Source organism: Janthinobacterium lividum (assembly GCF_011601275.1).
Classification (GTDB): domain Bacteria; phylum Pseudomonadota; class Gammaproteobacteria; order Burkholderiales; family Burkholderiaceae_D; genus Janthinobacterium; species Janthinobacterium lividum_E.
In genome coordinates, this window is the sequence record NZ_JAAOLY010000032.1 from 1 (window position 1) to 22,833 (window position 22,833).

Consider the following 22,833-nt stretch of genomic DNA (forward strand, 5'->3'; position numbering starts at 1 on the left):
CACTGGCCCGCGCTATTCCAGCTGCCCAGCAGCCGCGACAGGCCCTGCAAGCCAAGCGTCGCGTCCGCCTGCACACCGAGGCCACGGCGTTTCAGGGCATCAAAGCTGTTGACGTTCAGGCTGACCAATTGCGCCTGCGCAAACAGGGAGTTGGAACCCGTCGTGAAATCCTGCAGGCGCGTGCCGATGGCCAGCACCACGTCCGCGTCCGCCGCCAGGGCATTCGCCGCAGGCGAGCCCGTCACGCCAATGGCGCCCAGCTGCAGCGGATGGTTCCATGGCAGAGAACTTTTACCGGCCTGGGTTTCCGCCACGGGTATGCCATGGCGCTCGGCAAACGCCTGCAAGGCGGCGCTGGCCTTGCCGTACAGCACGCCGCCACCGGCCACGATCAGCGGCTGTTTCGCGTGTTTCAACAACGCTGCCGCCTCTTCCAGTTCCTGTTCCACCGGCGGCACGGCGCGGAAACGCACGATGCGCGGTTCGAAAAAATCGGCCGGATAGTCATACGCCATCGTTTGCACGTCTTGCGGCAGGGACAAGGTGACGGGACCGCAAGCGGCCGGGTCCGTCAAGGCGGCAATGGCGCGCGGCAAGGCGGTGAGCAACTGCTCCGGATAGACGATGCGGTCAAAGTAGCGCGACAGCGGCTTGAACGCATCGTTGACGGAAACGCTGCCATCCGTGCCGTCTTCCAGCTGCTGCAAGACCGGGTCGGGCGCGCGCGAGACGAACACGTCGCCGGGCAACAGCAGTACGGGCAAGCGGTTCACGTGCGCCAGCGCGGCGGCCGTCAGCAAGTTGGTCGCGCCGGGACCGATGGAACTGGTCACCGCCATCATGCGCCGGCGCATGTGGGCTTTCGCATAGGCGATGGCCGAATGCGCCATCGCCTGTTCATTATGCGCGCGGTAGGTGGGGAAGCTGTCGCGGTACTGGTACAGCGCCTCGCCCAGGCCCGCCACGTTGCCGTGACCAAAGATGGCAAAAGCGCCGCCGAACAAAGGTTCGCCCCCCTCCACCCGCAAGGCGGCCAGATAGCGCACCAGGGCTTGGGCCATGGTTAAACGAATCGTACTCATGCCGCACGCTCCAGACGGTTGCGTGTACGCTGCCACAGGGAAATGAGCTGTTCGAAGTTGGCGCGCACGGCGGCGATCAGGCCCGCATCGTCGAGTTCGCCGGCCAGCCAGCGGCGGCTCGGTTCCTGGAAGATGGTGCGTCCCACCATGAAGCCGCGGCACGTCGTGCTGGCACTGGCTTGCTCAAAACTGTCGGCCAGGGCGGCAATCGGTGCGTTCAAGCCCAGCAAGACGACGCCACGGCAATACGGATCACGTTCGTGCACGAGGGCATCGATGGCTTGCCATTGCTGGGCCGACATGCTTTCCAGCTTCCACCATTCGGGATAAATACCGAGGTTGTACAGACGCTTGACGGCGCGCAAGACCGTATCGTCGCCGTGCGGCAAGGATTCCGACGGTATGACTTCCAGCAACAGTTCGTGACCGCTCACTTGCGCCGCGTCGTACAGGGCCTTGATTTGCGCTTCCTGTTCCAGCCGGTTTTCCACCGCGTCGTCCGGGTGCAGCTGCACCAGGCACTTGATCACGTGTTCCTTGGGCCAGCTCAGCAGGTGCGAGCCGATGGAACGGCCCCAGTCGAATTGCAGCGGGTTCGATCCCGGCAATTCCACGGGACGGCCTATCCACCAGCCGCGCCCCGTCGCATCGTTGAGGGCGTCGACGCCATAGCGGCCGTCGATCAGCACGCCCGTCTTGCCGGCCAGCTGCAAGGCCGTTTCCGTCTGTGCCACGGCTTGCACCATCAATTGCTTCAGGGCCGCAATGGCGGACTCGGGCGCACCTGTCTGTTGCGCCAGTTCAAAGAATTGCGTGCGGTGGTCAAAGGCAAATACGCACAACTCATCCCATTGCTTGCGCGCCACCGTCGTGCGGTGCAAGCGGGACAAGGTGGCGTCCTGGTCCGGCTGCGTCAGCTTGGCCGCATTGGCGAGGAAATAGTCGAGCTCGACGGGCGACGGCATGGCCGGCGCGCAGCCATGGCGCGACACGACGAGGGCGCCGCAGCCGTTCGCGTAGCGGCAGCACGCTTCGTAATCCTCGCCGCGCAGCCAGCCTTTCAGGAAGCCCGACAGAAAAGCGTCGCCCGCGCCCAGCACATTGAGTACTTCCACGCGCACGCCGCGGTAGTTATATGCGTCATCGAGGCTGTGCGGCACCACATTGTCGATGACGGCGCTGCCCAGCGGCCCGCGCTTGACGACCAGGGTGGCCAGGGTGGCGGCCCGCACGGCGCGCAAGCTGGCCATGATGTCGGCGCCGCCGCCGGCGATCATGAATTCCTCTTCCGTGCCGACGATCAGGTCGAATTGCGGCAGGATGCTTTGCAGATGCTTGGTCACCCCTTCGTTCGAAACGAAACGCGTTTCGCCATCGGCCTTGCCCGACAAGCCCCACAGCACGGGCCGGTAATCGATGTCGAGCACGGTGCGCACCTTGCTGGCGCGGGCCAGTTTCAATGCCTGCGTGCTGACGGCGTGCATGGCAGCCGTGGAGAAATGCGTGCCGGTGATCAACAGCGCCTTGCTCGATGCAATGAAGGCCGCATCCACCGACGAGGCGTCGATGGCCATGTCGGCGCAATTTTCGCGATAGAAAATCAGCGGGAAGGTGTTCTTGTCCTTGATGCCCAGCATGACCAACGCCGTGAGACGGTCGCGGTCGATGCCCACGTGGCTGACGTCGCAGCCTTCCTTGGCCAAGGTATCGGTGAGGAAACGGCCCATATGGTCGTCGCCCACTTTCGACAGCATGGCCGACTTCAATCCCAGCCGGGCCGTGCCAAAGGCGATATTCGCCGACGAGCCGCCCAGGTATTTGGCGAAACTGGTGGCGTCTTCCAGCGTGCTGCCGATCTGCTGCGCGTACAGGTCCACCGCCAGGCGGCCCAGGCAGATCACGTCGAGCGCGCGGCCCTGGGCAAATTCAGTCGTATTCTTCATCACATGCTTTCCTTATGACAGTTGCACGATGCGCTGCTCGCGCCACGACACGGTGGCCGCTTCGGCCAGTTCCAGCGCTTTCAAGCCATCGTGGACGGTGGTGCGCAGCGGTGCGCCATGGGCAAAGGCATCGAAAAAGTGCGCCATTTCGCTGGCGTAGGCGGCGCGGTAGCGTTCCAGGAAAAAATCTTCCGGCTTGTCCACGCTGACGTTGATGGCGCCATAGGCCGTCACTTCCGTCGGCTTGTGGTTGCCCGCCTGCAGCATGCCGGCGCTGCCCAGCACTTCGAAACGCTGATCGTAGCCATAGGCGGCGCGGCGCGTCGTGTTGATCTGGCACAAGCGGCCTTTTGCCGTGCGAATGGTCACGGCCGTGCAATCGAGGTCGCCCGCCGCGCCGATGGCGGGGTCGACGAGGCAGCTCCCCGTCGCGTGCACGCTGACGGCTTCATCGTCGAGTATCCATCGGAAGATGTCGAAATCGTGGATCAGCATATCCTTGAAGATGCCGCCCGATACCTGGATATAGCTGACTGGTGGCGGGCCCGGGTCGCGGCTGGTAACGATGAGCAATTCCGGCGTGCCGATCTCGCCGGCTGCGATGCGCTGCTTGACGGCGGCAAACGTGGGGTCGTAGCGGCGCTGGAAGCCGATCATGCACAGCACGCCAGCGTCGTTGACGGCAGCGGCGGCGGCGCGTGCGCGCTCGAGGGTCAGGTCGACGGGTTTTTCGCAAAAGATGGCCTTGCCGGCGGCCGCCGCGCGCACGATCAGGTCCGCATGCGTATCCGTGCTCGACGCGATCAGCACGGCCTTGACTTCAGGGTCGGCCAGCACGGTTTCCACGCTGGCGACGCTGGCGCCATGCAGGGCAGCCACTTCCGCCGCCGCGCCCGCATGCACGTCGACCACGTATTTCAGGCGCACGCCAGGCTGGCGTACCAGATTGCCGGCGTGAATGCGGCCGATGCGCCCGGCGCCGAACAATGCCACTTGAATCATTTCCATCTCCTTGATAGTCGGGAATACGCTGCCCGAATATGCACACGTGTGCAAATTCGGGCAAAAAAATTAAAACAGGTGGATGACGCCCAGCATTACACCGCTGAGCTTGGCACCCTTCTTGGTGGCGACAAAGGCATTGCCGCCAAACGTGTAGTTGGCGTTCTTGTCGTTATTCGTCTGCGTGTAGTAGGCGTAGACGGTGCTGCGCTTGGACAGGTAATACTCGTAGCCCAGCGTCGCCTGCTTGGCGCCGCTGTCGTCGCCGCGCACGAGGGTGGTCGCCTTGACGGTCACGCTGCTGCCGTTGGACGCGCTGCCCGACACATCGCCTGCCACGCCGAAACGACCGATGAAGGAACCGCCGCCCGCCTTGTAGGCGCCCGTGATGGTGAAGTAGTCGCGCTGCAAGTCGCCGCCGGCCACGTCATACACCATGCGGTTCCAGGCCACGCCCACGTCGCCGCCGCCGAAGTTGTAATTGCCCACGGCGCGGAACATTTTTTCGCTGAAGCCGGGACGCAAGTCCTTGTGCTTTTCATAGCCGACGGCGCCCTTGATGGGGCCGTTCACGTATTGCACGATGCCCGAATAGATGCGGTCGCCGTTCGATGCCTCGTTTTCGCTGGCGCGGTAAATCGTGGCGCTGAAGCCTTGCAGCACGGGCGTGCGGTAGCTGACGGCGTTCGAGCTGCGGCGGTTGAAGCCTTCACCGCCCAGTTGCGAAATGTTGGCGTCATCCTGGATGCCTTCTCCCACGAAACGGTTGGTGTAGCCGTTGATCTGGCGGATCGGCGTGGCGAAGCGGCCCAGCGCGATGCGGCCATAGGCGGGGTTTTCCAGCCCGACAAAGGTATCCTTGCTATTGATGGCGCCCGTGCCATCGTCGAGCTTGGCATTGCCCTCGATCTGGAAGAAGGCAGTGTTGCCATTGCCCAAGTCTTCACGTCCCCGGAAACCGATCTTCGAGGAATTGTCCGATACGCGCGATACCGATTCGCCGTTCGGCGCCGTGGCTGAGCTCGACGTCTCGATACGGTCGAAGCCCGCATGGATGCGCCCGTACACGACGACGCTCGATTCGGCCAGGACGCAGCCTGGCGCGGCCAGCAACAATACGGCGGCGATCTTGTTCAACTGCATGGTGCTCTTTTTCATCCCGTTTTTCATTTTGTCTCCTGCTTGTTTTTATGGTGGTGGATTACTCATGATGCTCAACAGCGTGTTGCCACTACATGCGTCCCTCGCCGGACGCCCGCCCTCCCTTCCAGTGAATGTATTCAGGCACAGCGCGGCAAGGCCAGCGCCGCCAGTTGCGGATACAAACGTGGACCGCCCACGAGGATGGGGTTGCCCTTTTCCAGGCCGTTATCGGCCAGGAAATCATTGCAGCGCCCGCCCGCTTCATTGACGAGCACGATACCGGCCAGGCAATCCCAGGAATTGATGTGCGGCTCGAAATAGCCGATCAAACGCCCGGCCGCCACGTAGGCGATCATCAAGGCGCCGGAGCCGTTGCGGATGAACATGCCGCCTTCTTCCAGCACGTCGAGGAGGAAGGGAAGGAAAGAGCCGGTGCCCACGCGGTGCGAAAAGCCCACGCCCAGCACGCCGCCCTGCAAGCTGGCCACGTCGTTGACGCGCAGCCGCGTTTCGCCGGCCTTCCCCGCCACATGCGCGCCCTGCCCCTGGCAGGCGTGGAACAGCTCGTCCGCATTCGGGTCGTACACGGCGCCGATGGCGGGCTTGCCGTCGACCAGCACGCCGATCGACACGCACCAGGCCAGCATGCCGTTGACGAAACAGGCCGTGCCGTCGATGGGATCGATGACCCACACGCAGCGCGCATCGGAGGCCCCGCCGCCCCGCTCCTCGCCCACCACGGCGTCGGCGGGAAAGCGCTCGGCAATCTGCGCGCGCAGGAAATCCTCCACCATGCGGTCGGCGATGCTGACCATGTCCTGCAAGCCCTTTTCCTCGATCACCAGTTCCGTGCGACGCTGGAACATGCCCAGCGCAATCTCGCCCGCCTGGCGGATGATGTGCCGGGCGTAGGCATAGCGTTCCAGGGTCGCCGCGTCGGCCAGTACCACTGCCTGTGTCATATCTGTCATGCTTGTCCTCCAATGATGGCTGCGCCATGTTCGTGTACGGTCATGGCGACCGATGTGCCTTGCGTGAAAACCTGGCTCAAGTCGTGCGAGACGGCAAACAGTTCGCCGACCGGCGTATCGAGCGTGTATTGCATTTCGCGTCCCAGGTAGGTGGCGCGGGCCACGCGCACCGCCATGGCGCTGTCGGGCTGCGCGGGCGACAGCAGGATCGCTTCCGGACGCACGGCGAAACTCGCTTCGCCGCTGCGCTGGCTACGGCAAGGCAGGCGCAGCCGCAGCTTGCCCATGACGCAGACGGCCTTGCCGTCGGCTACCGATTCGATCACGCCATCGACGATGTTGGCGTTGCAGATGAAGTCGGCGACAAACTTGTCGGCCGGCGATTCGAACAGCTCGTGCGGCGTGCCTTTTTGCGCGATCACTTGCCGGTTCATGACGATGATCTGGTCGGAAATGGCCAGCGCCTCTTCCTGGTCATGCGTGACGTACACGGCCGTGAGACCCAGCTTGACCTGGATGTCGCGGATCTCGTCGCGCACGCGGCGGCGCAGTTTCGTGTCGAGGTTCGACAGCGGCTCGTCCAGCAGCAGCACCTTGGGCTGCAGCACCAGCGAACGGGCCACGGCCACCCGCTGCTGCTGGCCACCCGACAACTCGTTCGGGAAGCGCGCGGCAAAATCGGCCAGGCCCACCAGGCGCAAGCTTTCCTGTGCCCGTTCCACGGCGCGCGGCTTGGTCTCGCCGGAGACGATGAGGCCGTAGCACACGTTGTCGAGAACCGTCATGTGCGGGAACAGGGCGTACGACTGGAACACCATGCTGACGTCGCGCTCGGCAGCCGATGTCAAGGTGACGTCCTCGCCGGCCAGCAGGATGCGCCCGGCGCTGACGCGCTCCAGGCCCGCAATCAGCCGCAAGGTCGAGGTCTTGCCACAGCCGCTGGGGCCCAGCAGGGTGACCATGGTGCGCGGCGCGATCGTGAACGACACGTCGTTCACGGCCAGGGCCTTGCCGTAGCGCTTGGTGACCTGGTCGAATTCCAGTGCGGCGATGGCTGTTTCATGGATAGTAAAGTGGTTCATGCGTAGCTCTTTTCCAGGTTGGGAACGGCGGCCGGCAGCGTTTTTTCGGCGCTGACGCGGCGAAGGCGGCGCTTGCCGACCAGCAAATGAATCAATTGGATGCACAGCAGGATGATGACGATCAGCACCGTGGCGTAGGCAATCGCCGTGCCGTAGTTACCGTTCGACACCAGGCCGATGATGTAGGACGTGGCCATGTCGTAATCGGCGCTGACGAGGAAGACGACGGCCGAGATCGACGTGATCGAGCGCACGAAGCCGTACACGAGGGCCGAGGCGATGGCCGGACGCAGCAGCGGCAGGATGACCTTGCGCATGGTGGTCCAGCTGCTGGCGCCCAGGGTGATCGACGCTTCATCGAGGCTGCCGTCGAGCTGGCGCATGGCGGCGATGCCCGTGCGCAATCCCATCGGCATGTTGCGGAAGACAAAGCACAGGATCAAAATCGTCGCCGTGCCCGTCAACTCGATGGGCGCCGAGTTGAACGCGAGAATGTAGCTGATGCCGATGACGGTGCCGGGAATGGCAAAGCTGAGCATGGTGCCGAACTCGAACGCGCTTTTCAGGGCGAACTGCTGGCGCACCAGCAGCCAGGCCGACAGGATGCCGACAAAGGCCGTCAACGGTGCGGCGATGGCCGAAATCGTCAAGGTCGTGAACAGCGACGGCCAGGCCTGGCCCGTCCAGTGCCAGCCGGAAGCGCCCGCCGTGATGCCGAAGGCGTCGATGTAATGGCGCAAGGTAAAGGCGTTGTCCTGGCCCCAGTTATTCACGAAGCCGCCCGCCACCACCGTGCCATAGATCAGGGCCGTGAAGGCGAACCATGGCAGGGCGATAGTCCACAAGGTGGTTTTCAAGCGCGGGTTGAGCGAGGCGTGGCCGCCATGGTCGGCCTTGCCCGTCACCGTCACATACGATTTCTTGCCCAGCCACAGATTCTGGATGAAGAAAGCGCCCACGGCAAAGGTCAGCAGCACGATGGCCAGGGTGGCCGCGCGGCCCTGGTCGTTCGAGGCGCCCACGACGGAAAAGAAGATTTCCGTCGACAGCACGTGGAAGTTGCCGCCCAAGACCATCGGATTGCCGAAGTCGGCCATGCTTTCGATAAAGCACAGCAGGAAGGCATTGGCGATGCCGGGACGCATCAGCGGCAGCGACACCTTGACGAAGGTTTGCCAGCTGCTGGCGCCCAGGGTGCCCGACGCTTCTTCCAGCGAGGGGCTGACGCCTTCCACCACACCAATTAATGTCATGAAAGCGATCGGCGCGAAGGCCAGCATCTGCGACAGCCACACGCCCGTCATGCCGTACAGCCAGCGGCTTTGCTCGATGCCAAACAGCTCACCGACGAGGCCCGTGATGGCGCCGTTGCGGCCGAACAGCAGGATCAGGGCCAGGCCCAGCACGAAGGGCGGCGTGACGATCGGCAAGATGGTGATGGCGCGCATGGGACGTACCCAGCGGCCATTGGTGCGCGTCACCAGCAGGGCGAAGACGAGGCCGAGGAAGGTGGCCGATACGCCCGTCAGCAAGGCCAGCGCCAGGGTATTCCAGGCCACGCCGCAGCGGCCGGGACCGGACACGCAATTGAGGCTCCAGATGCCGGGGTCGGCCAGGCGGCGCGCCAGGGCGGCGGCGCCCGTACCGCCATCATCCATGGGCTGGCCGGCGCTGACGAGGATCAGCGCGACGGGGAACAGCACGAACAGGGAAATGAGGCAAATGATGAGGCCGATGGCGCCGGCCACGAAGGCGTCGCCACGGCATACGCCACAGGCGGCGGCGCCCGACGTAAGGAGGAACAGCAGGCACAGCGCCAGCAGCAGCGCGCCGAAGCCCAGGCCCGTGCCGGCGGCCAGCGGCCCCCAGCCCAGCCATGCCAGCCACAGCAGGCCGGCGCCGCCGATGGCGATCTGGCCCAGGCCCAGGGTCTTGCGGTGGGGATTGCCGGCCACCAGCGCGGCGCTGGCGGCGATCAGGGCGAAAAACACGCCCAGCGGCCATGCGCCGAACGACAGTACGTGCAGCACGGCCGGTGCGCCACGGTCACTGAAGAACTGGCCGTCGCGCAGCCATTCGCCGGCGAACAGTCCCGCTTCCTGCTGCTGCCAGGGCAACAGGCACAACGCTGCCAGGGCAAGCAGCAGCCAGCCGTAAAATATCTTTTTCATGAGGTCTCTATCCAGCTAAGTAGGCCCGCCGGCATGGCCGTTGCGGCATGCGGCAGGCTCGGTACGATGACAGTCTTTACGCGTTAATTGCCGGCCGAGTAGATCTGCGTAGTCCACCGTTGCAATAAGCGCTTGCGCGTGTCCGAGGCGCCATACTTGGCGAAGTCGTAATTGATGGTCTTGATGTTTTCCAGGCGCGGCGAGGCGGCGGGAATGGTGGCGGCCGTGTTTGATGGAATCTGGAAGGCCAGCGCTTTCACGGCTTCGCTCTGCACGTCGGGACGCAGGGCGAACTCATAGAATTTTTTCGCCTGCTCCATGTTTTTCGCGCCCTTGACGATGCTCATCGAGCCGATCTCGTAGCCCGTGCCTTCGCAGGGCGGCAAGACTTTCACGGGAAAGCCGGCCACGGTCAGTTTCATCAGGTCATGCATGAAGCCGATGGCCACGCCCGCCTCGCCACGGCCCACGTCCTCGCCGGGCGCCACGCCCGCGTTCGGATACTTGCTGACGTTCTGGCCCATCTTGGCAAGAAAATCGAACGCTTCCTCTTCCCCCATCAACTGCACCACGGTGGCCAGCGCGTTGTAGGCGGCGCCTGAAGAGTTCGGGTTGGCCATCTCGATCTCGCCCTTGTAGGCGGGCTTGACGAGGTCTTTCCAGCATTGGGGCGACGGCAGGTTTTTCTTCTTCAGCACGTTTTCGTTGTAGGCCAGGCCCAGGATGCCGATATAGATGCCGACGGTGCGGTACTTGGCCGTCTCGGCCTGCTTGAGCGCCCACGGCTGCAGCTTGGGCAGGGTGGGCGACTTGTATTCTTCCGTATAGCCTTCGGCGGCGGCCTGCAGGTGCGGGTCGCCCGTGCCGCCCCACCAGATGTCCGATTTCGGGTTCGACGCTTCGGCGCGGATCTTCGCGTAGGCTTCCCCCGCGCTCTTCCTGATCATCGACACCTTGATCTTGCTTTCCGCCTCGAAGCGGTTCTTCATCAGCTGGCACCATTCCATGTCGGCCGAGCACAGCACGGACAGGCGTTCCTCGGCGGCCATGGCCGTCATCGGCAGGGCCAGGCTTATAGCAATCGCAACATTGCGCATCTTCATCGTCTCACTCCAAGTTTGTTGTCGTTGAGGTACTTCAGACCGCACCGCTATCTTGCGGTGTCACTGTCCAGGATGTGCTTTCCAGGGGTTTGCACTGCATTGCACACGTGTGCACACCTTACCATCAGCCGATTTTGACTGTCAACAAGAATCTCGGCAGGCATGCGGCGTGGTGTTTTACCGACAAAAAAAAAGCCGCCAGCTGTGCAGCTGGCGGCTTTCGGGGGATTCAGCTAACGCGGGCGGTTTATTCCCACGCTTCCTTGCCCGTGCGTGGCTTGCCTACCATCAGCAGCGCGCCCAGGGTCAGCACGGCTGCCAGCGACAGGTAATAGCCCACGTATTGCAAACCATAGTTGGTCGCCAGCCATGTGGCGATGTACGGCGCCAGCGAGGCACCAAGGATGCCGGCCAGGTTGAACGTCAGCGAAGCGCCCGTGTAGCGCACTTCGGGCGGGAACAGCTCGGACAACATGGTGCCCAGCGGTCCGTAGGTCATGCCCATCAAGCCCAGGCCGACGGCCATGAAGACGGTCACTTCCCACGTCACGCCCGAACCGAACATCGGCGCGAGCACCAGGCCGAAGATGGCGATGGCGACGGAGACCCAGATCAGGGTGGCGCGGCGGCCGCGGCGGTCGGCCAGCACGGCCGAGAATGGAATCGTCAGGGCAAAGAACAGCACGGCAAACAGCTGCACGACGAGGAATTCCTTGCGCGTGAAGCCCAGCTTGGTCGTGCCCCAGCTCAGTGCGAACACCGTCATCAGGTAGAACAGCACGAAGGTGGCCAGGGCAATGATGGTGCCCAGGAACAGCATGCGGCCATGCTGGCGGAACACGGTCGCCACCGGCAGCTTGACGACCTCGTTCTTGTCGATGACTTTCTGGAAGTCCGGCGTTTCCGTGATCTTCAGACGCACGTACAGGCCGACGATGACCAGCAGCGCGCTGGCCAGGAACGGGATGCGCCAGCCGTAGCTGAAGAACTGTTCATCGGTCATGGTTTCGCTCAGCAGCAAGAAGATGCCGCCCGACAGGAAGAAACCGATCGGCGCACCCAGCTGGGGGAACATGCCGTACCAGGCGCGTTTGCCCGGTGGCGCGTTTTCCGTGGCCAGCAGCACCGCGCCGCCCCACTCGCCGCCCAGGCCCAGGCCCTGCCCGAAACGGCACAGCGCCAGCAGCAACGGCGCCAGGGTGCCGATGGCGGCATACGTCGGCAGCAAGCCGATGATGACGGTGGAAATACCCATGGTCAGCAAGGCTGCCACCAGGGTGGCCTTGCGGCCGATGCGGTCGCCGAAGTGGCCGAACACGGCCGAACCGATGGGGCGGGCGAAGAAGGCGATGGCGAACGTGGCCAGCGACTGCAGCACGGCGGCCGACGGGTCGCCGGCGGGGAAGAACAGCTTCGGGAACACCAGCACGGCGGCGGTGGCGTAGATATAAAAGTCGAAGAACTCGATGGTGGTGCCGATCAGGCTGGCGAACAGCACCGTGCCGGGGGAATTTTTCTTAGGGGGGGTGCTCATTTACTGCGCTCCTTGGGGAGGGTGTCTAAAGGCCATTCTCTGGATGTTTTTTCAGGCAGCAGCACAGCACGTTGTCTAGGCGCGCGGTTCACATATCATAGCTGTGCTCGGGCGTAATTGCTGCGAAATTGCTATTAAATTCGCAAACAAATTCCACGCCGCAACACGCCGTTGTTAACGGCAGACAACGGTGTACCAACGCGCGCTATCGCGCCGTGATCAGTGCTGATTTAGAGAAACAACGGTCGTGCGCCATCCGGTTACCCGGGGCACGGCAGGAAAGGCGTCAGGGGATGGGCGACGTGTATCAGGCCCGGCGTATCGCCAGGCATTCCGTACCAGACCCGCGCGTCGGCATCGCGGCATCGGTCATTTGTGGTGAATCCTTGCCTGCGGCCCCTCCGGGTGGAGCGGGCCGGCGATGATCGCGCTGCATCCCTAAGGATGCGGTTGATCTTGCTGTAAGCGGCTTATGATACGCGCAGTGGTGCGGTGCGGCAAGAAGTTGTGATGGTGTCGGATTACGCTGCGCTAAGCCGACCTACGCCTGCCGTTGGGTTTAGAACGACCTACGCATCAATCAATGCAAAAGCCTGCTCAATCTCGCGGCTGTCGAGCGGGCGCACGAGGCGTGCCACTTCCTGGCCATCCTTCAAAAAAACCAGGGTCGGCCACAGTTTCACCTTGAACGAACGCCCCAGGGCGCGGCCGGGGCCGTCTTCGACGCGCAGGTGCGGCACGCCGGGATGCTGCGCGAAGGCGGCGGCCAGCGGCGCCTGGGTGGCGCGGCAGTGACCGCACCAGCCCGTGCCGAATTCCAGCAAGGCAGGCCCCTTCAAGGTGTCGATCTCGGCGCGCGCCGGTTGTGCTACGGAATATGTGTCGTTCATCATGTGCGCCTCCTTGAGAACTTAGACCACTTTCACGCGCAAAGTGCCCAGGCCATCGATGGCGCCCACCAGCTCGTCGCCGCGCTGCACGGCCGCCACGCCGGCCGGCGTGCCCGTGTAGATCAGGTCGCCCGGCTGCAAGGTAAAGTAAGTGGACAGGTCGGCGATGGTTTCGGCCACGTTCCAGATCAGCATGTCGATGGTGCTGGCCTGGCGCAACTCGCCGTTCACGTGCAGGGTGATGGAGGCATGGTTGACGTCGCCCGCCTGCGCGGCCGGAGTGATGGGGCCGATGGGCGCCGAATGCTCGAAGGCCTTGCCCGTGTCCCATGGACGGCCCAATTTTTTCGCAGCGCCCTGCACGTCGCGGCGCGTCATGTCCAGGCCGATCGCATAGCCCCACACGTGGCTCAGCGCATCGGCCACGCCGATGTCGCTGCCGCCCTTGCCGATGGCCACCACCAGTTCCATCTCATGCTGGAAATCCTGCGTCTGCGCCGGATACGGCAGTTCGCCCGTCGTGCCGGCGGGCACGGGCAGCACGGCGTCGTTTGGTTTCATGAAGAAAAACGGCGCCTCGCGGCCCGTGTGGCCCATTTCCTTGGCGTGGTCGACATAGTTGCGGCCCACGCAATAGATGCGGTGAACGGGAAATCTGTCGGCGCTGCCCGTGACGGGAACGCTGGGCTGGATCGGTGCGGCAATGACATACGACATGGAAACTCCTGATCGGCACGATAAAAAGGCGGTGATGAAAAAGGGACACCGCAGTGTCCCCCATTTTACGACAACGTTACTTCAGCAGTCCCGAGCGGCTCGGGTCCGGCATGCGGATGGCGACGATGAAGGAAATCAGGCACATGATGGTCACGTACCAATAGAAATACTCTTCCACGTGCCAGGCCTTGAACTGCAGCGCCACGTATTCGGCCGAACCGCCGAACATGGCGTTGGCGACCGCATACGACAGGCCCACGCCCAGCGCGCGCACTTCGACGGGGAACATTTCCGCCTTGATCAAGCCGCTGATCGACGTATAGAAACTGATGATGGCCAGCGCGATGATGATCAGGCCGAACGCCGCGTACGGGCTGGTGATGTCCTTCAAGGCATGCATGATGGGCAGCACGCACAGGGTGGCCAGGCCGCCGAAGAACAGCATCGAGGTACGGCGGCCGATGCGGTCGGACAAGGCGCCGAACACCGGTTGCAAAATCATGTAGACAAGCAGAGCGCACGTCATGACGGCGCTGGCCGTCTTGGTATCCATGCCGGCCGTGTTGACCAGGTATTTCTGCATGTAGGTGGTAAACGTGTAGAACACGAGCGAGCCGCCGGCCGTAAAGCCAAGTACCGTGATGAAGGCGCGCTTGTGCTTGAGCAAGCCGCGCAGGCTGCCCGCATCCTTGTCCTTGCGCTCGCTGGCGGTAGTCGTTTCCCTCAGCGATTTACGCAGGTTCAGCGATACGAGGGCCGCCAGGGCGCCGAAGACGAACGGGATGCGCCAGCCCCAGGCACGCAGCTCTTCCAGGGTCAACAGTTGCTGCAGGACCACCAGCACCAGCAAGGCCAGCAATTGGCCGCCGATCAGGGTCACGTACTGGAACGAGGCGAAGAAGCCGCGCTTGCCCGACTCCGACACTTCGCTCATGTAGGTGGCGCTGGTGCCGTATTCGCCGCCCACGGACAGGCCCTGGAACAGACGCGCCACGAGCAGCAGGAACGGCGCGAAGGCGCCGATGGTGTCATAGGTGGGCATGACGGCGATCATCAACGAGCCGCCGCACATCATCAGCACGGAAATCATCATCGACTGGCGGCGGCCGTATTTGTCGGCGATGCGGCCGAACAGCCAGCCGCCCACAGGACGCATGAGGAAGCCGGCGGCAAAGATGCCGGCCGTCTGCAGCAGCTGCGTCGTCGGGTTACCGGACGGGAAAAAGGCGTGCGAGAAGTACAGCGCGCAGAACGAGTAAATGTAGAAGTCGAACCATTCGACCAGGTTACCGGAGGAAGCGCCAATGATGGCCTTGATGCGCTGCTTGGAAGTCAGCTGCGCAACGTCATGCGGAGTATCGTGGGATGTCATATCAATCTTCTTGTTCGTGTGAAAAAGCCAACGCCAGCCAGGTTGCCCAGGCTGGTTTTGCATCATACGCCCTTGACCAAGGTCAAAAAGCCGCCCGGCATACGGGTTAATACGTATCGCCGGCAACTTTTTTTCGCCATGGGACGCGCGGGATCAGACCCGTTCCAGCACCAATGCAATGCCCTGCCCCACGCCAATGCACATGGTGCATAAGGCATAGCGGCCGCCCGTGCGGTGCAGCTGGTTGACGGCCGTCATGGCCAGGCGCGCGCCCGAGGCACCCAGCGGGTGGCCGAGGGCAATGGCGCCGCCGTTCGGATTGACGCGCGGGTCGTTGTCGGGCAAGCCCAGCTGGCGCAGCACGGCCAGGCCTTGCGCGGCAAACGCTTCGTTCAGTTCGATGACGTCGAAATCGGCCAGGGTCAAACCCGTCATGGCCAGCACTTTCAGGGTGGCGGGCGCGGGACCGATGCCCATGATGCGGGGCGCCACGCCGGCCGTCGCCATGGCCACGACACGCGCGCGCGGCGTCAGGCCAAAGCGGGCCGCGTTCGCCTCGTCGGCCAGCAGCAGGGCCGCCGCGCCATCGTTGACGCCGGAGGCATTACCGGCGGTAATCGTGCCGTCCGCGCGCACGACAGGTTTCAATTTGGCCAGGGTCTCCAGAGTGGTGGCGCGCGGATGCTCGTCGCGGACGACAACGATGGGCTCGCCTTTCTTTTGCGCAATGCTGACGGGGCAGATTTCACTGTCGAACACGCCCGCCTGCTGCGCCGCCAGCGCCTTGAGCTGGCTGGCCAGCGCGAACGCATCCTGGTCCGCGCGGCTGATACCGAAGTCGGACGCCACGTTTTCCGCCGTTTCCGGCATCGAATCGACGCCGTACTGCGCTTTCATCAACGGATTGATGAAGCGCCAGCCGATGGTCGTGTCTTCCATTTTCATGCCGCGCGAAAAGGCGCTGTCGGCCTTGCCCATGACGAACGGCGCGCGGCTCATGCTTTCCACGCCGCCCGCGATCATCAATCCCGCTTCGCCGCTCTTGATGAAGCGGGCGGCGCTGCCGATGGCGTCCAGGCCCGAGCCGCACAGGCGGTTCAGGGTGGCGCCCGGCACGCTGTCGGGCAAGCCTGCCAGCAGGGCGGCCATGCGCGCCACGTTGCGGTTGTCCTCGCCCGCCTGGTTGGCGCAGCCGTACAGCACGTCGGTAACGGCAGTCCAGTTCACGTTCGGGTTACGCGCCATCAAGGCACGGATGGGCACGGCGCCCAGGTCGTCGGCGCGCACGCCGGCAAGTCCTCCGCCATAGCGGCCGAATGGCGTGCGCTGGGCGTCGCAGATATAAGCGTGAGTCATGTTCTTTCCTCCAAGAAAGTGATTTGAATTAACGTCCGTCCGCCAGCGGCACGGCCGTCAACGCTTGCAGCTGTTCAAAACTCAAGCCGTCCACCAGTTCGACGACTGTGGCGCCATTTGACCCCAGCTCGAGCACGGCCAGGTCGCTGTAGATACGGCTGACGCACCCGATGCCCGTCAGCGGATAGGTGCAGGCCTGCACCAGCTTGCTTTCACCGGTCTTGGTCAGCAGTTCCATCATGACCCAGGTTTTTTTCGCGCCGATGGCCAGGTCCATGGCCCCGCCCACAGCGGGAATGGCGTCCGGGGCGCCCGTGTGCCAGTTGGCCAGGTCGCCCGTGGCGGACACTTGAAACGCGCCCAGCACGCAGATGTCCAGATGGCCGCCGCGCATCATGGCAAAGCTGTCGGCATGGTGGAAATAGCTGCCGCCGGGCAGCAATGTGACAGGCTGCTTGCCTGCGTTGATCAGGTCGTAGTCTTCCTCGCCCGGCGCGGGTGCCGGGCCCATGCCGATCACGCCGTTTTCGCTGTGCAGGATGATCTCCGCGCCGGCCGGCAAGTGGTTCGCCACCAGGGTCGGCAAGCCGATGCCCAGGTTGACGACGCTGCCTTCATGGATATCGGCCGCCACGCGGGCCGCCATCTGGTCTCGATTCCATTTATTCATAGTGATGTCCTTCAGACTTTGAAGCCGGCGGGGCCGGTGGCTGTGCGCGGCACTTGCACGATGCGCTGCACGAACAGGCCCGGCGTGATGACGTGCTCGGGATCGATGCTGCCCAAGTCAAGCACCTCGTGCACGGAAGCGATGCTGACTGTCGCGGCCATGGCCATGATGGGGCCGAAGTTGCGGGCCGTCTTGCGGTAAGTCAGGTTGCCCCAGCGGTCGCCCTGCTCCGCCTTGATGAGGGCGAAATCAGCGTGGATCGGTGACTCGAACACATACATGCGCCCATCGATCTCGCGCGTTTCCTTGCCCTTGGCCAAGTCCGTGCCATAGCCCGTGGGGGTGAAAAAGCCGCCGATGCCGGCGCCGGCGGCGCGGATGCGCTCGGCCAGGTTACCCTGCGGCACCAGCTCCAGTTCCAACTTGCCCGCGCGGTACAGGGCGTCGAAGACGTGGGAATCGGCTTGGCGCGGGAACGAGCAGATGATCTTGCGCACTTGCCCGTTTTTCAGCAGGGCGGCCAGGCCCGTTTCACCATTGCCCGCATTGTTGTTGACGATAACGAGGTCGCGCGCGCCGTGGGCGATCAAGCCGTCGATCAGCTCGGCCGGCTGGCCCGCGCCGCCAAAGCCGCCAATCATGACGGTGGCGCCATCGTGGATATCGGCCAGCGCGTCAATCACGCTGGAACGCAGTTTGTCGATCATTGCTGTCTCCTCCCAATCAAATCCATCGGCGATTTGTTCGTATAAAGAACAAATATTCGTATTTAGAACTTATTCATGAGAATATGCCTGATCGGGACGCTTGTCAATTTGCCGTTTTCGCCAGCGCCATGGCTATAATTGCCACCTTGACCAATTGGAATTGCCATGACCGCACGCAGCAGCCCCCCACTTTCCGCCGAAGAAACCGTCGATGCCGACGGCGCGCCGCGTCCCGGCGACAGCTATGTGCAATCGTTCGCGCGGGGCCTGGCCGTACTGCGCAGCTTTGGCGCGGACGCGCCGCAACAGACCTTGAGTGAAGTGGCGGAACGGGCGCAGCTGACGCGCGCGGGTGCGCGGCGCATCCTGCTCACCTTGCTGCATCTCGGTTACGTGGAAGCGGATGGGCGGCTGTTCCGTTTGACGCCCAAGGTGCTCGACCTCGGTTACGCCTATCTGTCGTCACTGCCCGTGTGGACGCAAGCGCAGCCGCTGCTGGAAGAACTGATGCAGACCTTGCGCCAGTCGTGCTCGGCCACCGTGCTCGACGGCGACGACATCGTGTATGTCGTGCGCCTGTCCGCGCACCGCACCATGTCGATCAACCTGGGCATCGGCAGCCGCCTGCCCGCCTACTGCACCTCGATGGGCCGAGTGTTGCTATCGGGACTGGCGCCCGAGGTGCTGCGCGAACGGCTGTCGAAGATGGCGCTGCTGAAAATCACGCCGGCGACCAAGGTCGATATGGATGTCTTGATGGAAGAGATTGCGCAAGTGCGGCGCCAGGGCTGGTGCCTGGTCCAGGAAGAGCTGGAACAGGGCTTGATCGCCCTGGCCGCGCCCGTGTTCGACCGGGCGGGCAAGGTGGTGGCGGCAATCAACGTCAGCGGCCAGACGGCGGGGCCGTCCGTGGCGCACCTGCTGGAACACAGCTTGCCGAAACTGCTCGAGACGGCAAGCCGGGTCAGCGCCCTGGTGCGGGTGCAGCAGTAGCGTTTACTTAAATTTGGCGCACGGGTCCGGGCGCGGCTGCGCCGGCATCGTTTGCGTCAGGTCGAACGTGCCCTTGTAGCCGCTGCCGCCCTGCTCCAGGTAGCCGATGCTGCGCACGTTCAGTTGCGGATCGGCCAGCTTCAGCCAGCGGGGCACGCCGATATCCTTGCGCACATGCTCATTGCCGGCGATCAGCACCACGTCGCGCGGCGCCTGGTCGCGGATCAGCTTGGCCATCCAGATATCGCGCGCCACTTGCGCGTTGACGATGCCACCCACCATCATGTCAGGCAGCATATTGCAGCGGGCCGCCTGGACTTCCTTTTTTTGCCCTTCCAGTATATCGGCCGGCACGGGCGCGGCCAGGTAAGTGGCCACCATGGCGGGCGGCATCGACCACTGGATGCCGTCGCGCACGATGCGCGAGGCGTCGGCCGGCGACAAATTGCCGGCGACCAGGGGCAGCTGGTAGCTGATGACGAGGTCCAGCACGGGACGGTACACGCTCCAGTCCCAGCGCGGCTGTTCCATCACGCGGATGATGCAATCGGGGTCGGCGCATTCGCGCGCGGCGCGCGTCAGCAAGGTCTGGTTTTCGCGGTCGAACTGCTCCATGACGATCACGGGACGCCAGCCGGCCGCCAGGCGGCGCTGCAATTCCGCGACCCTCAGGCGGTGGCCTTGCGCATTGTCATGCACTTCACCGAGCAGCAGCACTTGCGGATTGGGCAAGGCGTCAGCCACGGGCGGGGGTGGGGGCGGCGCTTCCTTCTTCAGCAAGTTGCCGCAGGCGGCCAGCGCCAGCATGCTGCACAGCAGGGCGGCGCGCGCGCCGGCACGGAAAATCACGGTCTTCATGTAGCGGTATCCAAAGTGGCGATGCGCCAGATTGTACCGTCTCAGGCCGGCGCGGGGAGCTTGCGCCGCTCCAGCAATTCAAACACGACCATGCCGGCCAGCATGGCGCCGGCAAACAGCCACGCTTTCGGCTGGCCCGCCAGCAGCGACACGAGGGCGGGGCCGGGACAGAAACCGGCGATGCCCCAGCCCGCGCCAAAGGCCAGGCTGCCCAGCAGCAAGCGCCGGTCGATGCGCCGCGATGTCGGCAATTGCATGGTTTCATCCAGCAGCGACCTGGTGCGCCGCCGCGCCAGCCAGAAGGCGGGCAAGGCCACGCCGATGGCGCCGCCCATCACCAGCGCCAGGGACGGGTCCCAGGCGCCGGCCAGGTCGAGGAAAGCGAGCACCTTGGCCGGGTTGGCCATGCCGGAGACGATCAGGCCCAAGCCAAAGACGAGGCCGCTCAGCAGGGAAAGAATCAGTTTGTTCATAGGTGGCGCAACAGATAGACGGTGAGGAAACCGGCCGCCATGAAGGCGCAAGTGGCCGCCAGCGAACGCGGAGACAGGCGCGACAGGCCGCACACGCCGTGGCCGCTGGTGCAGCCGGCGCCATAGCGCACACCGACGCCCACCAGCAGTCCGGCCACGATCAGGGTCGACGTGCCCGCGTCGATCTGTACGGGCGGCAAGGCTTGCCACAACGGGTACAGCAGGGGCGTGCCGATCAGGCCGGCAAGAAAGGCGATACGCCAGCCCAGGTCGCCACTGCGCGGGCGCAGCAAGCCGCCGACAATGCCGCTGATGCCGGCGATGCGGCCATTGAACAGGATCAATAGCGCAGCCGCCAGGCCGATCAGCATGCCGCCGGCCAGCGAGGTCCACGGCGTGAAGTGCTGCCAGTCCATGGTCATGGCGGCGGTCAGTCCGCTTCGTCGTTGAACGGGGCGCGCGGCGCGCAAAATTGCGCGTACAGCACTTGCAGCACGGCCAGCACGGGCGCGCTGGCAACACGGTAATAAATCTGCTTGCCGTCGCGCCGCGTGGCCACCAGCATCTCTTCGCGCAGCACGCCCAGCTGCTGCGACAGGGTCGGCTGGCCGATGCCCACTTTTTGTTCGAGGTCGCTGACGCAATGCTCGCCCTGCGACAGCTGGCACAGCAGCATCAAACGGTCGGCATTGCCCATGGCCTTGAGCAGCGAGCTGGCCTTGTAGGCCGAGCCACGCATGGCGTCGAGGTTGTATTCGGCGTGTTGTGTTGCGACTGTCTCCATCTTGCCCTCCCACAGGCGGTCATATTGAATAGCGTACGATAAACAATATACTAATCAATATATTGTTTTCTTGCTGGCGATTCGCACAAAAAAACAACAGTGTTTTTTCGCCGATAGCGTGCACATGCAAAGTGTGCGGCAGCGATCATGTTTACGCTATCAAAATGACAAATATTCGTAATAAAGAGGAAATAAGCGTATCAAAATTGTCACGATCTATGCTGTAATGGGAGAACAGCAGAAAAACCATGATACGCCCCCGTACAGGCGAATTGTCCGTCCATGCGCAAGCCGGTTTCGGCCGCGCCGCACGGTGAACCACAGGGAGAGCACGATGAAAATCTATCCGCCGTTATGCGTGGCCTTGCTGGCGCTGTCGGCCAGTACATGGAGCATGGCGGCAGTCAGCGATACGACGGCCGGCAAGCTGCAGGAAGCCGGCGAACGCGTGACGATCGATGAAAGCATCAGCTTGAATAACAATCCCGGCTGGGAAACGCCGGACTTGCCGTATGCACGCCTGCTGGCCAGCAGCAACGCGAGCGTGGCACCGCATTGGAGCACCAGTGGCGCGCGTCACGTGGCCCTGGCGCCGCCCCGGCCCATGACGGCCGCTCCCGCACAGCAAGCCAGCGTGCCGGCCCCCGTGCCGGAAGCAAGCATGTACTCGATGTTGCTGGTGGGATTGGGCCTGGTGGCCTTGAGCCTGCACGGCGAAAAACAGGAAAAATTCGATAACTGACGGCGCCGGCACTGGCAAGGCGTTGCTGAAGAACATTCCGCCTGGTGCGGAATGTTTTGTTATGGCGCCATCATTTGTCGAGCAGGCGGCAGACCCGTTCGATATTCCCCACAGGAATGCCCGACTTCAGGGCGCGCGCGATGCAGCCCGCCTTGTCCGGGCCCGAGGCCGAAATGAGCACGAAGGCCGTCACCACCACGCTGATGGCGACGAGCACGATCAAGACACCCTTGACGATATCCCAGTTCATGGCGTCTCAACAATGTCATACGTGAAATCATAATAATGCTTGCCGTCCTCGATGCGGATGGCCAGGCTGCCCGTGAGTCCCTGCAACTGCTCCGTGCCCGTATCGGGCACCACCGTCACGGACAAGGCGGGCGCGCCGCGCGTCATCGTGCCGCTGTGCTGCAAATAAAAACTGCCGTGACGTCCGTCCAGAGTACCCTCCACCCGTTCCAGCGCCACATAACCTGCCGAGCCCGTGACGCTGGCGCGCGCGCTGAGCATCTCGCCCTGCGCGCTGGCGTCGAGGGCGCCGCGGTAGCGCTTGTCGAGCGACAAGCGTCCCAGTCCCGATTGCGCGGCCGTGTCCGACAAGGTTTCCGGGGTGATGGTGACGTCGAAGGTACCGGTAATGAAAGGCATCAGTGCTCCTTGGTAAATGAGGACGTGGCTGGCGCATCGGCTCCGTTCAGCAGCGCATGCAGCTTTTGCATGGTGGCCCAGTTGCGCGACGTGACGCCGTCGCCCAACAGCACGCCCAGCGCCGCCACCACCTTGCTGGCCAGTACGCCATCGGGACACCAGGCATACGCGGCCCAGCGCCCCAGCGCCAGCGCTTCGGGCTGCCACGGCTGCTGCAGGAGCGGCGCCAGGCGCTGCACGTCGGCCGGATTGTTCAGCACCAGGGTCAGCAGACGGGCCGCATCGGCCGCCGGCGCCAGGGTGTTTTGTTCGACCAGCTCGGCAAACTGGCTGGCCGACAATACCGTCACCCTGGCCGCCACGCCCAGTTTCAGCACCAGCGCTTCCTCGATGCGGGCAGCGGCCTCGGCCGGCGCTACCTTGCCACCGTCATACACGACGTTGCCGCTGTTGAGGACCGTGCGCACCTGCGCAAAACCCAGGTCACCCAGCAGCTTGCGCAAGTCGGCCATGGCCACGCGCTTGGCGCGGCCCACATTAATCCCGCGCAACAGCGCCACTTGCTGACTGTTTTCTATCTGTGCCATGTTGT

24 protein-coding genes are annotated in these 22,833 nt (G+C 63.7%); 2 read left to right on the forward strand and 22 right to left on the reverse strand.

Going from position 1 to position 22,833, the window contains the following annotated elements; genetic code table 11:
- From GYK42_RS27610 to GYK42_RS27680, 15 genes are all read right to left on the reverse strand, one after another.
- A partial coding sequence (locus GYK42_RS27610) for a thiamine pyrophosphate-binding protein (RefSeq protein WP_277346717.1) occupies positions 1 to 1,082 on the reverse strand: 1,082 nt, incomplete at its 3' end.
- Positions 1,079 to 3,025, reverse strand: coding sequence for a bifunctional 5-dehydro-2-deoxygluconokinase/5-dehydro-2-deoxyphosphogluconate aldolase (locus GYK42_RS27615; RefSeq protein ID WP_166450096.1), 1,947 nt, complete (start codon positions 3,023 to 3,025; stop codon positions 1,079 to 1,081). The genes GYK42_RS27615 and GYK42_RS27610, both read right to left, overlap by 4 nt.
- Positions 3,026 to 3,037: 12 nt before the next feature.
- A complete protein-coding gene (gene iolG, locus GYK42_RS27620; RefSeq protein ID WP_166450097.1) occupies positions 3,038 to 4,027 on the reverse strand; it encodes an inositol 2-dehydrogenase in 990 nt (329 codons plus the stop codon).
- A gap of 69 nt (positions 4,028 to 4,096) precedes the next feature.
- Entirely contained in the window at positions 4,097 to 5,197 is a 1,101-nt protein-coding gene (locus GYK42_RS27625) for a porin (protein ID WP_166450098.1), read from the reverse strand.
- 110 nt (positions 5,198 to 5,307) lie between these two features.
- Positions 5,308 to 6,141 carry an inositol monophosphatase family protein gene (locus tag GYK42_RS27630; protein ID WP_166450099.1) on the reverse strand — a complete coding sequence of 278 codons (834 nt, stop codon included), beginning with the start codon at positions 6,139 to 6,141 and terminating at the stop codon, positions 5,308 to 5,310.
- Positions 6,138 to 7,223, reverse strand: coding sequence for an ABC transporter ATP-binding protein (locus GYK42_RS27635; RefSeq protein WP_166450100.1), 1,086 nt, complete (start codon positions 7,221 to 7,223; stop codon positions 6,138 to 6,140). Before GYK42_RS27635 ends, GYK42_RS27630 begins: the two co-directional genes overlap by 4 nt.
- A complete protein-coding gene (locus GYK42_RS27640; RefSeq protein ID WP_046684860.1) occupies positions 7,220 to 9,394 on the reverse strand; it encodes an ABC transporter permease in 2,175 nt (724 codons plus the stop codon). Before GYK42_RS27640 ends, GYK42_RS27635 begins: the two co-directional genes overlap by 4 nt.
- 83 nt (positions 9,395 to 9,477) lie before the next feature.
- Positions 9,478 to 10,497 carry an ABC transporter substrate-binding protein gene (locus GYK42_RS27645; RefSeq protein WP_166450101.1) on the reverse strand — a complete coding sequence of 340 codons (1,020 nt, stop codon included), beginning with the start codon at positions 10,495 to 10,497 and terminating at the stop codon, positions 9,478 to 9,480.
- A gap of 247 nt (positions 10,498 to 10,744) precedes the next feature.
- Positions 10,745 to 12,031, reverse strand: coding sequence for an MFS transporter (locus GYK42_RS27650; RefSeq protein ID WP_092711392.1), 1,287 nt, complete (start codon positions 12,029 to 12,031; stop codon positions 10,745 to 10,747).
- Between the two features lie 569 nt (positions 12,032 to 12,600).
- Positions 12,601 to 12,921 (reverse strand): thioredoxin family protein, encoded by a 321-nt coding sequence (locus GYK42_RS27655; RefSeq protein WP_166450125.1) that lies wholly within the window; start codon positions 12,919 to 12,921, stop codon positions 12,601 to 12,603.
- Positions 12,922 to 12,942: 21 nt separating this feature from the next.
- Positions 12,943 to 13,638, reverse strand: coding sequence for a fumarylacetoacetate hydrolase family protein (locus GYK42_RS27660; protein ID WP_166450102.1), 696 nt, complete (start codon positions 13,636 to 13,638; stop codon positions 12,943 to 12,945).
- Positions 13,639 to 13,714: 76 nt separating this feature from the next.
- A complete protein-coding gene (locus GYK42_RS27665; protein ID WP_166450103.1) occupies positions 13,715 to 15,010 on the reverse strand; it encodes an MFS family transporter in 1,296 nt (431 codons plus the stop codon).
- 153 nt (positions 15,011 to 15,163) lie between these two features.
- Positions 15,164 to 16,366 carry a 3-oxoadipyl-CoA thiolase gene (pcaF, locus tag GYK42_RS27670; protein ID WP_166450104.1) on the reverse strand — a complete coding sequence of 401 codons (1,203 nt, stop codon included), beginning with the start codon at positions 16,364 to 16,366 and terminating at the stop codon, positions 15,164 to 15,166.
- A 28-nt stretch (positions 16,367 to 16,394) separates the two neighbouring features.
- Positions 16,395 to 17,036: a 3-oxoacid CoA-transferase subunit B gene (locus GYK42_RS27675; protein ID WP_166450105.1), complete on the reverse strand. Its 642-nt coding sequence runs from the start codon at positions 17,034 to 17,036 to the stop codon at positions 16,395 to 16,397.
- A gap of 11 nt (positions 17,037 to 17,047) precedes the next feature.
- Entirely contained in the window at positions 17,048 to 17,743 is a 696-nt protein-coding gene (locus GYK42_RS27680) for a 3-oxoacid CoA-transferase subunit A (RefSeq protein WP_166450106.1), read from the reverse strand.
- Positions 17,744 to 17,908: 165 nt separating this feature from the next.
- Between GYK42_RS27680 and GYK42_RS27685 the strand changes: the two genes are divergently transcribed.
- Entirely contained in the window at positions 17,909 to 18,736 is an 828-nt protein-coding gene (locus GYK42_RS27685; protein ID WP_166450107.1) for an IclR family transcriptional regulator domain-containing protein, read from the forward strand.
- Positions 18,737 to 18,739: 3 nt separating this feature from the next.
- Here GYK42_RS27685 and GYK42_RS27690 read toward each other — a convergent pair whose 3' ends face one another.
- The 4 genes from GYK42_RS27690 to GYK42_RS27705 are packed head-to-tail and all read right to left on the reverse strand — an operon-like array spanning position 18,740 to position 20,851.
- Positions 18,740 to 19,594, reverse strand: a complete 855-nt coding sequence (locus GYK42_RS27690; protein ID WP_166450108.1) for a ChaN family lipoprotein — start codon at positions 19,592 to 19,594, stop codon at positions 18,740 to 18,742.
- Between the two features lie 41 nt (positions 19,595 to 19,635).
- Positions 19,636 to 20,067, reverse strand: coding sequence for a YeeE/YedE family protein (locus GYK42_RS27695; RefSeq protein WP_166450109.1), 432 nt, complete (start codon positions 20,065 to 20,067; stop codon positions 19,636 to 19,638).
- A complete protein-coding gene (locus GYK42_RS27700) occupies positions 20,064 to 20,489 on the reverse strand; it encodes a YeeE/YedE family protein (RefSeq protein WP_166450110.1) in 426 nt (141 codons plus the stop codon). The genes GYK42_RS27695 and GYK42_RS27700 overlap by 4 nt, the downstream gene beginning before the upstream one ends.
- Before the next feature lie 8 nt (positions 20,490 to 20,497).
- Complete coding sequence (locus tag GYK42_RS27705; RefSeq protein WP_034746789.1) at positions 20,498 to 20,851, reverse strand: ArsR/SmtB family transcription factor; 354 nt, start codon at positions 20,849 to 20,851, stop codon at positions 20,498 to 20,500.
- A 334-nt stretch (positions 20,852 to 21,185) separates the two neighbouring features.
- On the opposite strand from GYK42_RS27705, the gene GYK42_RS27710 reads away from it, so the two are divergent.
- Complete coding sequence (locus GYK42_RS27710) at positions 21,186 to 21,593, forward strand: PEP-CTERM sorting domain-containing protein (protein ID WP_166450111.1); 408 nt, start codon at positions 21,186 to 21,188, stop codon at positions 21,591 to 21,593.
- A gap of 70 nt (positions 21,594 to 21,663) precedes the next feature.
- Here GYK42_RS27710 and GYK42_RS27715 read toward each other — a convergent pair whose 3' ends face one another.
- The 3 genes from GYK42_RS27715 to GYK42_RS27725 are packed head-to-tail and all read right to left on the reverse strand — an operon-like array spanning position 21,664 to position 22,828.
- Positions 21,664 to 21,843 (reverse strand): hypothetical protein, encoded by a 180-nt coding sequence (locus GYK42_RS27715; RefSeq protein WP_034746783.1) that lies wholly within the window; start codon positions 21,841 to 21,843, stop codon positions 21,664 to 21,666.
- Complete coding sequence (locus tag GYK42_RS27720; RefSeq protein WP_166450112.1) at positions 21,840 to 22,241, reverse strand: DUF3224 domain-containing protein; 402 nt, start codon at positions 22,239 to 22,241, stop codon at positions 21,840 to 21,842. The genes GYK42_RS27715 and GYK42_RS27720 overlap by 4 nt, the downstream gene beginning before the upstream one ends.
- Positions 22,241 to 22,828 (reverse strand): DUF1697 domain-containing protein, encoded by a 588-nt coding sequence (locus GYK42_RS27725; protein ID WP_166450113.1) that lies wholly within the window; start codon positions 22,826 to 22,828, stop codon positions 22,241 to 22,243. The genes GYK42_RS27720 and GYK42_RS27725 overlap by 1 nt, the downstream gene beginning before the upstream one ends.
- Between the last annotated feature and the right edge of the window lie 5 nt (positions 22,829 to 22,833).

Bases quoted from the DNA above. Each gene is read 5' to 3' on its own strand.
- GYK42_RS27615 (WP_166450096.1), bottom strand. From the start codon at position 3,025: ATGAAGAATACGACTGAATTTGCCCAGGGCCGCGCGCTCGACGTGATC.
- iolG (WP_166450097.1), bottom strand. From the start codon at position 4,027: ATGATTCAAGTGGCATTGTTCGGCGCCGGGCGCATCGGCCGCATTCAC.
- GYK42_RS27625 (WP_166450098.1), bottom strand. From the start codon at position 5,197: ATGAAAAACGGGATGAAAAAGAGCACCATGCAGTTGAACAAGATCGCC.
- GYK42_RS27630 (WP_166450099.1), bottom strand. From the start codon at position 6,141: ATGACAGATATGACACAGGCAGTGGTACTGGCCGACGCGGCGACCCTG.
- GYK42_RS27635 (WP_166450100.1), bottom strand. From the start codon at position 7,223: ATGAACCACTTTACTATCCATGAAACAGCCATCGCCGCACTGGAATTC.
- GYK42_RS27640 (WP_046684860.1), bottom strand. From the start codon at position 9,394: ATGAAAAAGATATTTTACGGCTGGCTGCTGCTTGCCCTGGCAGCGTTG.
- GYK42_RS27645 (WP_166450101.1), bottom strand. From the start codon at position 10,497: ATGAAGATGCGCAATGTTGCGATTGCTATAAGCCTGGCCCTGCCGATG.
- GYK42_RS27650 (WP_092711392.1), bottom strand. From the start codon at position 12,031: ATGAGCACCCCCCCTAAGAAAAATTCCCCCGGCACGGTGCTGTTCGCC.
- GYK42_RS27655 (WP_166450125.1), bottom strand. From the start codon at position 12,921: ATGAACGACACATATTCCGTAGCACAACCGGCGCGCGCCGAGATCGAC.
- GYK42_RS27660 (WP_166450102.1), bottom strand. From the start codon at position 13,638: ATGTCGTATGTCATTGCCGCACCGATCCAGCCCAGCGTTCCCGTCACG.
- GYK42_RS27665 (WP_166450103.1), bottom strand. From the start codon at position 15,010: ATGACATCCCACGATACTCCGCATGACGTTGCGCAGCTGACTTCCAAG.
- pcaF (WP_166450104.1), bottom strand. From the start codon at position 16,366: ATGACTCACGCTTATATCTGCGACGCCCAGCGCACGCCATTCGGCCGC.
- GYK42_RS27675 (WP_166450105.1), bottom strand. From the start codon at position 17,036: ATGAATAAATGGAATCGAGACCAGATGGCGGCCCGCGTGGCGGCCGAT.
- GYK42_RS27680 (WP_166450106.1), bottom strand. From the start codon at position 17,743: ATGATCGACAAACTGCGTTCCAGCGTGATTGACGCGCTGGCCGATATC.
- GYK42_RS27685 (WP_166450107.1), top strand. From the start codon at position 17,909: ATGACCGCACGCAGCAGCCCCCCACTTTCCGCCGAAGAAACCGTCGAT.
- GYK42_RS27690 (WP_166450108.1), bottom strand. From the start codon at position 19,594: ATGAAGACCGTGATTTTCCGTGCCGGCGCGCGCGCCGCCCTGCTGTGC.
- GYK42_RS27695 (WP_166450109.1), bottom strand. From the start codon at position 20,067: ATGAACAAACTGATTCTTTCCCTGCTGAGCGGCCTCGTCTTTGGCTTG.
- GYK42_RS27700 (WP_166450110.1), bottom strand. From the start codon at position 20,489: ATGACCATGGACTGGCAGCACTTCACGCCGTGGACCTCGCTGGCCGGC.
- GYK42_RS27705 (WP_034746789.1), bottom strand. From the start codon at position 20,851: ATGGAGACAGTCGCAACACAACACGCCGAATACAACCTCGACGCCATG.
- GYK42_RS27710 (WP_166450111.1), top strand. From the start codon at position 21,186: ATGAAAATCTATCCGCCGTTATGCGTGGCCTTGCTGGCGCTGTCGGCC.
- GYK42_RS27715 (WP_034746783.1), bottom strand. From the start codon at position 21,843: ATGAACTGGGATATCGTCAAGGGTGTCTTGATCGTGCTCGTCGCCATC.
- GYK42_RS27720 (WP_166450112.1), bottom strand. From the start codon at position 22,241: ATGCCTTTCATTACCGGTACCTTCGACGTCACCATCACCCCGGAAACC.
- GYK42_RS27725 (WP_166450113.1), bottom strand. From the start codon at position 22,828: ATGGCACAGATAGAAAACAGTCAGCAAGTGGCGCTGTTGCGCGGGATT.